We start from the raw sequence: 12,412 nt of genomic DNA, 5'->3' as shown, positions 1-12,412 counted from the left end.
AGCTGGCAAGGTCTAACCATGTCCGATTTACCCAATAGCAGACCTAGCAGAGCGCAAACTCGAAGTGCCCAAAAGGCAACGTTCGCCCGGCGCATATCCGAGAGCATGGGGTTGATTCTCCGAGGTCCGCATCCCACCCCCTCCACATGCCACGACGTCCGACTAAAAGCAGCTTGATTTCGGGCTTCATACTCCGCGCACTCATTGAGAGCCGCAAGACCGAAGCCACGACTTACAACGACGTAATCCGCGGCCTTCTAAAGCTCGGAAACGAAAAGCCGTAGTCTGCTCCGAAAAACGACAAATGATCTGGACCGCGCCGGGACGTGCACCCGGGTGACCGTCCTGGAACCTGCCGCCATTCGCTAACGTTGGCCCGGCTGTGCGTCAGTTCATCAAGGGATTTACGATGCCACGCTTCGACGAAGGCCGCCCCGGGCTCGGGTATCAATTCAAGGTCCTCTCGTTCCGGACCTTCACCGTGATCTTGGCATGGGTCCTGATCGTCGCTGCTTTCTATCAAAAACCCGAGCTCTTGACGGGCGCGCAGCGACTGATGCAACGCGGCGTCGAGGCCGTCGGCGACGCGGTGCCGCCACCCTAGGGGCCGCGAATGGAGTTTGTCGTCCGGGAAATCGGTGGCGTGATCTGGCTGCAAATTACGTTACTCGTCCTCGCTTTGCGCCTTGCGCTGTCAACCGTTGCCGCCATCTGGCGGCTGATAGCGGGGCGAGATCGCCGGCAATAGAACTAATAACGATGCTTAGTCCTTTTGACCTCTCAGGGGTTACTACGTTCGGCCGAGGAGCCCCGGCAATGTCGGGTGGCGGACGAGGTAATTCAAGATTGGAATGCCACCACTGACAGCGTGTTGCTGACAGGCTCCGGCTTCACGTCTTTGGCTGACGTGATATCGCACTCCTACCAGACGGCGCTTGCTTCGTTCTGCAGGTGGACACCGATACTGCGGTCTGGCTAAACGGCGCGACGGCGGCGACGCTGACGGCCGGTAACTTCAGTATCGTAAGCTCAGCACGGCGCAGGCCAGCAGCATGAAGTCGTTCAAGTCCATCCCGTCCCGACCTTGAAGCCGGCGCGAAGAAGTTAAGTGGTCGGCGTAACAACATTAAGCCCCGATTGACGGGCTTCTATGAAAGAGGCCGCCAAATAAGGCGGCCCATTTCGGGTGCTCAGCGACAGGTCTGTCGATACCTACGGCAGTTCCCTTCGCCTTGTTCGCCCAACTGGTCCTTGTTGAGGCAAGCTGCCCGCAGTTCGCGGCACACATCGCGTCGGGCTGGTCTTTGCCGGTACTTCATGTGCCCGGTTAGAAACCGCCTCGTGTCGGTGCTTTGGAAGCCAAGCGGTGCAACGCGGTTATGCAGCCGATAAAACTGGGCCGACAAGTCGCCTACCAATCCCAATTCAATGACGCCGGATGGACAGAATAGGGGTAGGGCGTGTACTCATAATTGCTACTTGCGCTTGTTCGGCAATCACTGGCTGATTACCCCGGCTGCTGCGTTCAGTACAACTACGGAGGTTCGTGATCGATTTCGGATGAAGTGATACTCACGTTGCCCCGCAAAACGCGTCTGCGGCTCTGAAAATTTCTTTCGATACCCCAAAGAAGTTTGCAGCGACATCTGTCAATACCGGAAGTCTGCTTCCGCGTTGAAGAGTTCTCGCGACATGCTCAATTGGCGGAAGACAACAGGAGTTGGCGCGAAGTTAGATCGACCGTTTTTGAAGCTCCTGCGCGACACAATGACCGTCACTGAAAAGCACGATGTCTTTTACGTTTCCGCAAAAAATTGGCACTGAATTTCTCATCAACACAACTACACCGGGTCGCATCTGCGCAGGTTCAAGCTGCGCAGAGTATGCCTGACGATTGTCGCGTGGACGGACGGGGTCAAAGCGACAATTTTCCGACTGGACCTTGGAAGGGACGTAAACTTTGACAACGCTAGTTCGTTTTGCTGCGCCAAACGGCGGCAATGACGTCTCGGAGAGCGCGGGCTCGCTCACGCACACCCTGACGCTGTCGGCGGCCTCCAGCCAGACCGTGACGGTCACGGTGCGAGGACAAGATATCGCGTCGGCAGGCTATGCCGGGTCTGCCGACCTCGGGGTAGCCGATCAGGTGATCACGTTTGCGCCGGGGCAGACGACCGCGACGTTCACAACGGCGATATACGAGGACCCGCTCTACGAGGGTAACGAGTTCTATTATTTTGAGATCATATCTGCGACCGGCGCACAGATTGACCTCGCAAGTGGTGCTCGCCAACTTTCGGGCAACATCCTTGGTAACGACCAGCTTGGAGCTAACCACGCACCCAGTGGTGGCCAATGCCATCGCAGATCAAAGCTCGCCCGAGGACACTGCCTGGAATTTCACCATTCCCTCCAACGCCTTCAGTGACGTCGACGACGATGCACTTGCATACGTGGCGAGTGCGCTGCCCGACTGGCTGACCTTCAGTGCCGCAACCCGCAGCTTCTCCGGAATTCCACCGGCCAACTTTAGTGGCCAGGTCGCGCTTAAGGTGATCGCGAGTGACGGGTTACTCAGCGCGTCCGACACGTTCGCTCTCACCATCACGCCGGTGAACGACCCACCGATGGTGAGCGGCCCGGTCGTGCTCCGTGCGATCGCTGAGGACAGCGGCGTTCGCCTGATCACCCAGGCGCAGCTCCTGGCTAACGCCTCGGACGTCGATGGTCCCGGGCTAACCGCGATGGGGCTAGTCATTGCATCCGGCGGCGGCACCCTGACCGACAACCACAACGGCACCTGGAGCTATACGCCGTCGGCAAACGACGACACTTCGGTTACGTTCTCCTATTCGGTAACGGACGGAATTGCATCTCCCGTTGCGACCAACGCCACGCTCGATATCACGCCGGTGAACGACCCACCGATGGTCATGTCGAACGGCGGCGGCGCCACGGCGGCGATAAGTATTGTCGAGAACAGCACTGCGGTCACCACCGTGACGGCGACCGACCCTGACGTCGCGCAGACGCTCATCTACTCGATCAATGGTGGCGCGGACGCGAGCAAATTCACCATTGGCTCATCGACAGGGGCGCTATCGTTCGTCACCGCGTCGAACTTTGAACTGCCGACCGACACCGGCGGCAACAACGTCTACGATGTGATCGTCCAGGCTTCAGACGGCAATGGCGGCACTTACACTCAAGCTGTCGCGGTCACGGTAACCGACGTCAACGAGGCGTCGGTGATCACCTCGAACGGCGGCGGCAACACGGCAGCGGTATCCATTGCTGAGAACAGCGCTGCGGTCACGACCATCACTGCAACCGACCCTGACGTCGCGCAGACGCTCATCTACTCGATCAATGGTGGCGCGGACGCGAGTAAGTTCACCATTAGCTCTACGACGGGCGCACTCTCATTCATTGCAGCACCAAACTTTGAAGCGCCGACCGATGCTGGTGGCAACAACGTCTACGACTTGGCCGTGCAGGTCTCAGACGGCCATGGCGGCATCGACTCCCAGTCGATCGCGGTCACAATTCAAAATGTCGTAGGAGAAACCAGCAACTGGACTGCCGGAAATGACGCCATCTACGGCACCGATGATAGTGACATCGCCTATTGCGGTGACGGTGCCGACATCCTCGTGCTTGGCAACCGCAATGATTATGGCAATGGTGGCGACAGCAACGACTACATTTATGCCGGTGCAGGAGACGACATTCTCGTCGGCGGAGCCGGGCTTGATGTCCGGCTAGGGCAAGGCGGCAATGACGCGATCTACGGCGGGCCGGGTTTCAATTACCTGTTCGGCGGCAATGGCTCGGACACGCTCGTCGGTTCTGACAGCACGGCTGCCTCGGATGTCAACGTGATGTTTGGGGAAGATGGCGCTGACTACCTCTACGGCGGCGTCGGCGCCAATTATTTCTACGGCGGCGCCGGCGTTGATACCATGGCCGGCGGCTCCGGCCTCAACATCTTTATCTCGTCCGGTGAGCCCGACGGCAATGTGATCTACGGCGGTTCGGGCCAAAATTACGTGTACGGCTCCAACGGCGGTGACACGGTGACAGGGGGCGCTGGCGTCGATGTGTTTTCTGATGGGATCGGCGCGGATAACGTCACCGGCGGTGGTGGCGTGGACTACGTGTGGGGCGGTGGCGGTTCGGACACCTTCAGGATCGACGATACCCACGCCGAGGTCATGGTGATCCAGGACTTCAACACCGGAAAAGTCAACGACGTTCTGGATTTCTCTGGGACCTCACTACATTCGTTCGCTGACGTGCAGGCGGCGGAGTTCTACGCCGCGGGTATTAATACGACGATCATCACCGATGCTGCCGGTAACGCCGCGTGGCTGATCGGCGTCGCCCCCGGAAAGCTTGACGCCAGCATGTTCTCGTTTACTTAGGTCTCTCGCTGCTCACAGTCATGAAGGGCGATCGCGTCGTTTCTGGTTCTTCGGCACGATACGACGATGTTCATACGTCTCTCCTAGTGGGTGACAAGTGTGGTGCGTGTCGTCGGCGCGCTTCTTGTGAGACATGCGGCGGACGTTCTCTAGCGAAGGCAGTCGCAATGGCCGGCACGCCGGGTTAATCTCAGCCAACTCAGCTAGGGGGTAAGCGATGGCATTGGTAATTGACTACAGCATGGGCAATACCCTTTTCGGCACCAACGTTGACGACACGCTTTATGGTCTCGATGGCGACGACTACATATACGGGGGAACCGACGGTGCCGACACGTTTTACGGAGGGCAGGGTGTCGACGCGCTCTACGGGGGAACGGGCGACGACATTATCTATGGAGGCCAGGGTCGCGATTTTTTATTCGGAGGCGTAGGGGACGACTTCGTAGATGGCGATCGTGGCGACGATTTGCTATGGGGAGGTGAAGGAAATGACGGGCTCTACGGTGGTGAAGGCAGCGATACATTGTACGAAGAGGTGGGCAATGACCTTGCTTACGGTGGCCTCGGTAACGACACTGTTTTCGGTGGCGATGGTAACGACACGCTCATTGGTGATGGCGGAACCGACCTTCTCGAAGGCGATGCGGGGAATGATTTCATCTATCTCTCAACCGGGAATGGCAGCATGGCCTACGGCGGAGCAGGTAATGACGTTCTGGTCGCCACCCTAGGCAACTCCGTAATGATCGGTGATGACGGAAACGACAGCATGTTTGGCAATGCCGGTCAGGACTATTTCTACGGAGGGTCCGGCTCCGACCAGATGTTTGGCGGCGATGGTGTCGACGTTCTGATCGGTGGCGCGGGCAACGACTATTTCGACGGCGGCACAGGCGTGAACTATTACTTCGGCGGCGACGGCGGCGGTCCCGGCACCGGTGTCGGCAACGATACGTTCGTTGTGAATGACGTACCCGGTGTTCAAGTCGTGCAGGACTGGACGCCCAGCCTCGACACCGTGCTGTTGAGCGGGTCCGGTTTTACGTCCTTCGCCGATGTGCTGTCTCATTCGTACCAGAACGGCGCTTACTTCGTCGTTCAAGTCGATGGCGATACCGCTGTGTGGCTCAACGGAGCAACAGCAGCAACCTTGTCGGCCAGCAACTTTTCAATCGCAAGCTAAGGCGCGATGATAAAACGCGGTACTCGGTATGCTCCGGCGCGGACGCGTTGTTAGGTGCCGGGCGGAATAATCGGCCCGCGCTTCAGCCCGAACGCATCCAGACTGCATCCTGGAATAACCCTAACCTGATCGAGGATGGCGGGCGTCATGGCGATGTCGCCATTTTCGTCTGAAGCGACCGTCATTTCGACTAGCGCGTGGACGTGGCTCATGATCAGGTGAAGGTCGCCAGTGAACCCGGATTTGGTTTTGGTGCCCATCGGAAGTTCCTCAGCCTGTTGCGGCGCGCGGTGTTTAGAAGGTGCATCGCTGCCTGCCCCTGCGCGCCCACATTCGTCAAAACTGAAAGCCGGTACCTTAACCGGGCAGGGGCAATAACGCCTGACGCTGCGCGCGGGAATGTGAACTGAGACGGTTCCAGTACCTGATCGATATCGAACCCCGGACATAGCCCCCGGAGGTCCCCACCCCCGGCAGCGTTGGATCATCCGGCCTCGCCGAAGCGTGCCAGCGCCTGCTTGACCCCTTGGTGCGAGATCGCAAACCCGCGCGCCTGCATCGTGGTCGCGATGGCGCGGAGGCTTTTGCCCTCCTTCTGCATCCGGCGCATTGCGAGCAGCGCCTTGCGCTCGCTTTCGAGCGGCTCAAGCGATCCGCCGGCGGCAATCTGCCAGCCGAACGGTCGGCTGCCGCCGAGAAAGCGGCCGCGCGTCTTCTGATCGCGCTTCACATCGGCGATGCGCTCGCGGATGCGGTCGCGCTGCGCTTCGGCGACGGCGCTCAGGATGGTGAACGCCAGCTTCGAGATGCCGTTGCCAGTGACGTCGCCGCCGAGATCGATCATGTGCAGGCTGACGCCCTGCTGCTTCAGGCCTTCGAGCACGCCGAGCGCGTTCAGGGCGGAGCGGAACATGCGGTCCAGCTTCGGCGTGATGAGCACGTCGCCGGGCTTCAGGATCGCAAGCAGCGCCTTGCCCTCCGGCCGCTCGACGAGCGGCACCGAGCCGGAGACGCCGCGCTCGACGAAGTGCCGGTCGACGGTCAGGTCGTGCTGCATGGCGTAGCCCTCAACTCGGCGCTGCTGGGCGCCGAGGCTTTCGCCTTCCTCGGCCTGAGCGGTGGTCGAGACGCGGGTGTAGGAGTAAACGGCCATCGGTTCCTCGTTGACGCTGTAAACCTGTCAACGTGTATCCGGGCGCGTTTACAGCGGAGGCGCAGGAAGGGCCGGCGGGCCGGTCCAGGCGCACTTGCCAGCAGCCGTCAGCGCGGCGGCGCGGCACGCAACGCGCGAACCTCAGATGTGCAATTGCGCCGCTGAGGTCTGGCCCTCCGGAACATCCCGGAATGGGAAGGCAGATTAAAGCTTGGTCGCCCCGCGCGACAGCAGCTTCCAGTCGTTGCCCTGCTTCTGCCAGTTCATCAGGATGTGCAAGTTCTGCGGTGTTTTCTTGCCGTCGGTAAATTCCTGCTCGCCGACAAAGTTGAACCGCACGATGGCGGCCGGGCCGACGATGCGGACCGTGGGATTTTTGTAGTCAAGCGACGTCCATTTGTAGTTCGCGTTCTTGACGCCTGCCAGAAGCTTCGCCTTGTCGTCGACCGCGCCGCTGGAGTGGCTGTAGCTGAGTTCTTCCGCGCAGAGCGGGGCGATCCCCTCGGCATTGCCGGCCAACTGCGCCACGCGGAACGCCTCGACGCCCTTTGCGACGGCATCCTCATCCGCGCCGGCGAAGGCCGGCACCACGCCCAGGAGGCCAATGGAAAGGGCAGGCAGCATCAGCATGCGACGATTGATCATCATTTCCTCCATGTTTTGGTTGAGGGCAGTGTTGCAGCCGCTGGCTGGCTTGTCGAGCGTTCGCCCAAGGCGACGCAGGATGCTGCACTGCGAATGTGGCTCTGTCCCATGCGTGACGGCTGATCTCCGGGGATCGTTTACTGTAATCCGATGCTCGGTTGAGAGTTGGCAGCGTAGCCAATCTCCCGCGTTGACCCGATCCCGGAACCGCCGCACCATGGGCGCCCATTGCCCCAAGGTGCCCCGTGACCGGCCTGACCCACCGCCAAACCGAAATTCTCAATATCGCCCGCGCCTACGGCCGGGTGATGGTGGACGATCTCGCCCGCCCTTTCGAGGTCTCGGCGCAGACCATCCGCAAGGACCTCAACGATCTTTGCGACCACCGCTCGCTGACCCGGATCCACGGCGGCCGAGCCGTTCCACGAAGTTCATTGACCTGGCGCCACCGTTCGTAATGTCGGCTGTTGAGGAGGATGGGTAGCCGACATTGATCCGAAATGGCCCGAGGACGGGCAAGCCCTATGGTCTGCCGTGCAACCTATGGCGGTCGGGGCGGTACGCAAACCGCGGCCCGCCCAGGGTCAAAGGCAGGCCCAAGTCATCCTCGGCGGCGTCGAGCCGGTCCAGCAGATAGGCGTACCTGGCCGCCGACATCCCCGCCGGCTTCTCAGGGTAGGGCCGGCCGATACCGTCCGGGTGGCTGCCGAGCTGCCGGCGGCATCTGCGCACGCGCCGCCAGGCCCGCTCGGTATCGTCCAGGCGCTCGGTTTCGTAGGCGAGACCGTAGGCCTGCCGGGACCGGAAATGCCGCGCCCCGGAGGGCAGGTAGAGCTTCCGCACCCGCCCCCCTGGGCGGGGCAGACAAAACACCATCGCCGCCCACCGCCGGGGTGGCGGACTGTGGCGAGGGAAATTTCGTCGTCGAAGTCGCGCCGCTTGCCGGACCATTCGTCGATGATGGTACAACGCACCCGCATCCAACAATTCGCGCGGTTGAGGGTCGACACCTCGAAGGCGATGGTGAGGGCGTCGTAGCCGTGGGGGGCGAACTTTATCTCGCCGTCAGCGTGGACGTCATCCCCGATGGCGCCGGCCCGGACCAAGGGACCAGAGTGCCTTGACCGACGCTGAGTGCGGTGGCCTCGTCACTCCGAATTTTCGTCTGCGCATCTGCGGCTGAAGTCCATCCAAAAAAAGCAACGGCATTCCCGTCTCCCGACGACGTGCGTTGTCGCCGAGGTCGGCGCGCATGGTCACTGGCCAACGGGAGCATACCGCAATGCTTCGTTGAACGCGCGTTCGACCTGAGACGGATAGCCGCCACCGTTCGGCGTGGCCGGTGCTTGTTGTGCGGTTGTGGCTGTGGGATGCGACAGCTCCCACGTCGCGAACGCCTCGTTGAACGCGCGCTCGCCCGGTGCGCCCTTTTCGATCGAGAGGATGGCGGCGATGGTGCAAGAAACCCCTGTCCCCCCAAGATGCACCTCTATGCCGTTGTCGTGCAGCATCTCCAGAACTGCATCCGCGACGTCGGGATCTTCTCGGCCGGCGAGCTCTGGCTCGACCTCCACGATACTGACGCGGCTGCCGAAACGGCGATAGGCTTGTGCCAGCTCGATATATCCCCCGCCAAGCACGATTAAGTGGTCAGGCAGTCGATCGAGTTCGAGTGTCTCGACATTGGTCAGCGGCGCGGCCGCTACGAGGCCTGGCCGCGTATCCAAGAAAAGCGAGAACGCTGCGCCGACAGACCTGCTTGGCCTTTGAACCTTGATCCATTTTCTTGCTCCGGCTTCCTGCCCCGGAGCATGTCACTTATCGTTGAGGGCCGAGTTATTGATCTGGATCGACTGGGCCGCGCGCTTCAAGCCAAGCGGGTTTATCCACTGATGGGATCGCCACTCTCGGCAGGTGGGGAATGATGGTCCCCGCAGTGACGATCAGTCCGTCGCTGAATATGGTCCGCGCAAACTTCTTAGCCGCTGCTTCGGTCTCAAACGTCTTGGTTAAGCGCGGATGTCGCCGTCTTGACAGCGTACCATCTGTCGGAACTTCAAAAGTGACATACCATGTGTAGCTTCATGCCGTGATGCTGCCGCTAATCTTCAGTCGCCCGATGCTCTCTTGAGCGGCTCGATTAGCTCGCGCGCTGAGAACGGCTTGGTGACAAAAGCCACGCATCCGGATGCGAGCGCAGCTTCTCGGACCTTAGGGTTCGCGTTCCCGGTGATGTAGAGGACCGGCACAGAGACACCTGCAGCTCTTAGGTCCTCCCGCAACTCGATGCCTGATCCGTCCGGCAAGTTGATGTCGAGGATGACACAAACGGCGTTCTCTAAATCGGAGTAGTGGTTTTTGAAAGCCTGCACGGTTGAAAACACGATGGGTTCGTAGGCGTGCTGCCGCAACAAGCGCTGCACCGCCTTCAACATCCCGGGGTCATCATCGACCACTAAGACGACATTTCTATTTGGCAAAAAGTGATGTCCATCGGGCCGTCGCCACGCAGCTTCAATGGGCTGCTATGGATTGCATAAAATGCGAACCAGTTGAGCCTCTAAAGGCTGGTGGTTCAACATCCAAACCGAATGGTTAGGCCCCGCACAACGGACTTCCTAGTGTCCCATAGGACAATAACAGCCAAAAACGGTTGATGATTTTACGAATATCATCGGGCACCGGACGTGACGCCTGCACGCTCGGCGAACGCGACAAGCTCCGCCACGCCTCGAACCTGCAGCTTCTCCATCACCTGCTGCCGGTGAGCCTTGATCGTGCGCTCGGTCCCGCCCAAAGCGCGGGCGATATGCTTGTTGGTCTTGCCGACAACGATAAGGTCGAAGACCTGCCGCTGGCGCGGTGACGTGCAAACGCCCGTTCAAGTGTGCCGGAAGCAGGTCCCAACGGACCAAACTGGATGTCGTTCGCGCGCTTCTCGCAACGCTGACATAGCAGCGCAGGCAGCCGGGCCGAAGAAAAAACGCGGGATTTACGCTGACCCGCAAAATACTCCGAAAAAAGACCTAGAAGATAAGGTGGCTGATTTCTCGTATCAAAATGATGGCCTCGCACAATTGATCGTCGACATGTGGACAGGTGCCCACCCCAATCTGATCACGCCTGCAACGAACCCGGCGCAGTACCAAGCGCGCTCGGTTGCGGCGAAAGCGGTTCTCGCGGCTCGGGGTATCTATTTGGAGCAACCGATCTTGATCACGGAAGACGAGTACGAAGAGGGTTTCAATTTGTTAGACGCAGGCCTAACGGCAACGAACGGAGTCGTTTTTGTGTTGCCGAGAAATACACGTGCGACGACTTTTGGTGGGCCGCCTCTCCTTGAGACGGCTAAGATGCTGATGGCCATCACGCCGAACGGAATCTAGCGGTATTGCAATCCGTCTCGGATGCGGCAGGTTGTCTCTAACTGGGCGCGTGTTTTGGTCGCATCCAGCAAGAATACACGGGTGTACACTCGGAAGTGGAGGTTTCGAATGGCACGGCTGGTCACGGAGTGGGTCAACGTCACGGGCGATATTTCGATCATCGCTCGCGAGTCGGGAGAGGTTTGGTTTCATGCCACGGGAGGCACGGAAGAAAGCGTAGATCCATTCGCGACACCGATGACAGGTGTGGGCTCGGCGGGCAGCACGGTCGGGCTGCTCGACGGCGCGGTAAATCTGGGATTTGCCGGAATCGAAAAGCGCCTTGCGCGCCCTGAGCCGACAATCGCCGGTTATATTGTCGCCTTGGCCGGCGCCTATCACACCTCTGTCGACACGCCTCGAAATCTCCGGCGCGCCGCCGGGCGCTTCAACGAGCTGGGGAGGCCCGAGGTCGCGGCCTACTTGGAAGAGCGTGCGCGCGAGGAGACCGGTCACGACAGGCTCGCGCTCAAGGATCTGCGTGCGCTGGGTGTGCCCGGCGAGCGACTCGTCGCTAGCTTTATCCCGGAGGGCATCAAGCCGCTCTGCAAGCGCTTCGATGATCTCTGCGTCCAGGACTATCCGATGGGCTGCATCGGCTATTCGTACTGCCTAGAACGCATCGCTGCGCTCAAGCAGGAGACCGATATCGAGAAGGTGCGGGCGATGTGTCCGCCTGACGTCGATGCAACCCGCTTCCTCAGAAGTCACAGCTCCCTCGGAAGCGAAGCGGCTCACGTCAAAGAAACGATCGAGTTCGTTGCCTCCCTTCCCGCGAATGACCGTATCAGGGTCGTTCAGGAGACGTATGAATCGGCAGTGATCCTGGCGGAGGGATATAATCACGAGCTTCTCAAATCCGAAGTTGAGATGCTTGAGGAGCTTGAGCAGGCGCTCGGAGAGGCGCTCCCGTATCGTCGCACCTCATATCCTTTGCACGGTGAAAAGCGCGGCGCTAGGCCCACAGCATGAGCGGAATAGCGCGATAGTCATCGCAGTTTGGCATGGCGCGAGGCACGAGAAACGACGCGCCGGTTCTCCCATAGGGTATCCGGTTCTCCCATAGGGTATAGCACGGTTGCGATTTAAAACGATGAGGGCCGCGTGACTGCTCGCGATTCGGCCGCCATGGGTAGCTGGGTAGGGCACCCAGCGCTGGCGTCGTTGCGCCAAGCTGCAGTTGGGCTTCGACGCCGGGAAAAGCCTATTATCGGCGGTCAAAGAACGCCCATATGATATCGTTGTGCGGGAGATGATATTATGCGCGGGAGAACGCTTTCCTGGTTGCAAGCAAAAGGCACCAGATGCTGAGTCTGAAGCCAAACTCTTTCTTAATGAACTACGGCAGCGGGCAAGGGCCTCTGCAATGACGAGGACAACAACCACCGACATAGCCGAGTGGCTGGGTGGACACGGTCTAGGCCAGTACGCCAAAACCTTCGCAGAAAACAATATTGACTACTCCGTCCTTCCGGATTTGACGGAAAATGATCTCGAAAAAATCGGAGTATCTTCTCTAGGTCACCGCAAGAAGCTGCTTAGGGCCATTCAAGCATTGACGCCCGCGCGCCAGCCCACC

The 12,412-nt window shown here is 59.9% G+C and carries 13 protein-coding genes and 2 pseudogenes; 8 read left to right on the top strand and 7 right to left on the bottom strand.

The genetic code is table 11. The features are described 5' to 3' along the window. Nucleotides 1-409 precede the first annotated feature (409 nt). From JQ575_RS42425 to JQ575_RS42410, 4 genes are all read left to right on the top strand, one after another. Entirely contained in the window at nucleotides 410-604 is a 195-nt protein-coding gene (locus tag JQ575_RS42425) for a hypothetical protein (protein WP_212039084.1), read from the top strand. A gap of 1,356 nt (nucleotides 605-1,960) precedes the next feature. Beyond that, entirely contained in the window at nucleotides 1,961-2,428 is a 468-nt protein-coding gene (locus JQ575_RS42420; protein WP_212039083.1) for a Calx-beta domain-containing protein, read from the top strand. Beyond that, nucleotides 2,349-4,424 (top strand): tandem-95 repeat protein, encoded by a 2,076-nt coding sequence (locus tag JQ575_RS42415; protein ID WP_212039082.1) that lies wholly within the window; start codon nucleotides 2,349-2,351, stop codon nucleotides 4,422-4,424. Before JQ575_RS42420 ends, JQ575_RS42415 begins: the two co-directional genes overlap by 80 nt. A gap of 217 nt (nucleotides 4,425-4,641) precedes the next feature. Next, complete coding sequence (locus tag JQ575_RS42410; protein WP_212039081.1) at nucleotides 4,642-5,610, top strand: calcium-binding protein; 969 nt, start codon at nucleotides 4,642-4,644, stop codon at nucleotides 5,608-5,610. 50 nt (nucleotides 5,611-5,660) lie between these two features. Here JQ575_RS42410 and JQ575_RS42405 read toward each other — a convergent pair whose 3' ends face one another. The 3 genes from JQ575_RS42405 to JQ575_RS42395 form a co-directional block, all read right to left on the bottom strand. Continuing rightward, nucleotides 5,661-5,870 carry a hypothetical protein gene (locus JQ575_RS42405; protein WP_212039080.1) on the bottom strand — a complete coding sequence of 70 codons (210 nt, stop codon included), beginning with the start codon at nucleotides 5,868-5,870 and terminating at the stop codon, nucleotides 5,661-5,663. Nucleotides 5,871-6,094: 224 nt separating this feature from the next. Further along, on the bottom strand, nucleotides 6,095-6,763 hold the full coding sequence (locus JQ575_RS42400; protein ID WP_212039079.1) for a recombinase family protein: 669 nt from the start codon (nucleotides 6,761-6,763) through the stop codon (nucleotides 6,095-6,097). Nucleotides 6,764-6,967: 204 nt separating this feature from the next. Continuing rightward, entirely contained in the window at nucleotides 6,968-7,408 is a 441-nt protein-coding gene (locus tag JQ575_RS42395; protein WP_312016128.1) for a nuclear transport factor 2 family protein, read from the bottom strand. Between the two features lie 245 nt (nucleotides 7,409-7,653). Between JQ575_RS42395 and JQ575_RS42390 the strand changes: the two are divergent. Further along, a pseudogene (locus tag JQ575_RS42390) lies at nucleotides 7,654-7,830 on the top strand (DeoR family transcriptional regulator); the annotation flags it as partial. A gap of 100 nt (nucleotides 7,831-7,930) precedes the next feature. On the opposite strand, the gene JQ575_RS42385 reads toward JQ575_RS42390, so the two are convergent. From JQ575_RS42385 to JQ575_RS42370, 4 genes and pseudogenes are all read right to left on the bottom strand, one after another. Continuing rightward, nucleotides 7,931-8,251 (bottom strand): hypothetical protein, encoded by a 321-nt coding sequence (locus JQ575_RS42385; RefSeq protein ID WP_212039078.1) that lies wholly within the window; start codon nucleotides 8,249-8,251, stop codon nucleotides 7,931-7,933. A gap of 413 nt (nucleotides 8,252-8,664) precedes the next feature. Next, nucleotides 8,665-9,135 carry an FAD-dependent oxidoreductase gene (locus tag JQ575_RS42380; protein WP_249167289.1) on the bottom strand — a complete coding sequence of 157 codons (471 nt, stop codon included), beginning with the start codon at nucleotides 9,133-9,135 and terminating at the stop codon, nucleotides 8,665-8,667. 381 nt (nucleotides 9,136-9,516) lie between these two features. Continuing rightward, entirely contained in the window at nucleotides 9,517-9,864 is a 348-nt protein-coding gene (locus JQ575_RS42375) for a response regulator (RefSeq protein ID WP_312016126.1), read from the bottom strand. Between the two features lie 215 nt (nucleotides 9,865-10,079). Next, a pseudogene (locus JQ575_RS42370) lies at nucleotides 10,080-10,274 on the bottom strand (LuxR C-terminal-related transcriptional regulator); the annotation flags it as partial. 1 nt (nucleotide 10,275) lies between these two features. On the opposite strand from JQ575_RS42370, the gene JQ575_RS42365 reads away from it, so the two are divergent. The 3 genes from JQ575_RS42365 to JQ575_RS45425 form a co-directional block, all read left to right on the top strand. Continuing rightward, nucleotides 10,276-10,794 carry a hypothetical protein gene (locus tag JQ575_RS42365; RefSeq protein WP_212039076.1) on the top strand — a complete coding sequence of 173 codons (519 nt, stop codon included), beginning with the start codon at nucleotides 10,276-10,278 and terminating at the stop codon, nucleotides 10,792-10,794. Nucleotides 10,795-10,902: 108 nt separating this feature from the next. Next, complete coding sequence (locus tag JQ575_RS42360; protein WP_212039075.1) at nucleotides 10,903-11,805, top strand: hypothetical protein; 903 nt, start codon at nucleotides 10,903-10,905, stop codon at nucleotides 11,803-11,805. 208 nt (nucleotides 11,806-12,013) lie between these two features. Then, the coding region (locus JQ575_RS45425; RefSeq protein ID WP_249167287.1) for an SAM domain-containing protein at nucleotides 12,014-12,412 on the top strand (399 nt) is incomplete at its 3' end.

It is taken from the genome of Bradyrhizobium sp. JYMT SZCCT0428, assembly GCF_018131075.1.
GTDB lineage: Bacteria > Pseudomonadota > Alphaproteobacteria > Rhizobiales > Xanthobacteraceae > Bradyrhizobium.
The sequence above is the reverse complement of the archived record's forward strand: the minus strand, read 5'-3'. Positions and strand labels throughout refer to the sequence as shown.

Bases quoted from the DNA above. Each gene is read 5' to 3' on its own strand.
- JQ575_RS42405 (WP_212039080.1), bottom strand. From the start codon at position 5,870: ATGGGCACCAAAACCAAATCCGGGTTCACTGGCGACCTTCACCTGATC.
- JQ575_RS42425 (WP_212039084.1), top strand. From the start codon at position 410: ATGCCACGCTTCGACGAAGGCCGCCCCGGGCTCGGGTATCAATTCAAG.
- JQ575_RS42410 (WP_212039081.1), top strand. From the start codon at position 4,642: ATGGCATTGGTAATTGACTACAGCATGGGCAATACCCTTTTCGGCACC.
- JQ575_RS42395 (WP_312016128.1), bottom strand. From the start codon at position 7,408: ATGATCAATCGTCGCATGCTGATGCTGCCTGCCCTTTCCATTGGCCTC.
- JQ575_RS42360 (WP_212039075.1), top strand. From the start codon at position 10,903: ATGGCACGGCTGGTCACGGAGTGGGTCAACGTCACGGGCGATATTTCG.
- JQ575_RS42400 (WP_212039079.1), bottom strand. From the start codon at position 6,763: ATGGCCGTTTACTCCTACACCCGCGTCTCGACCACCGCTCAGGCCGAG.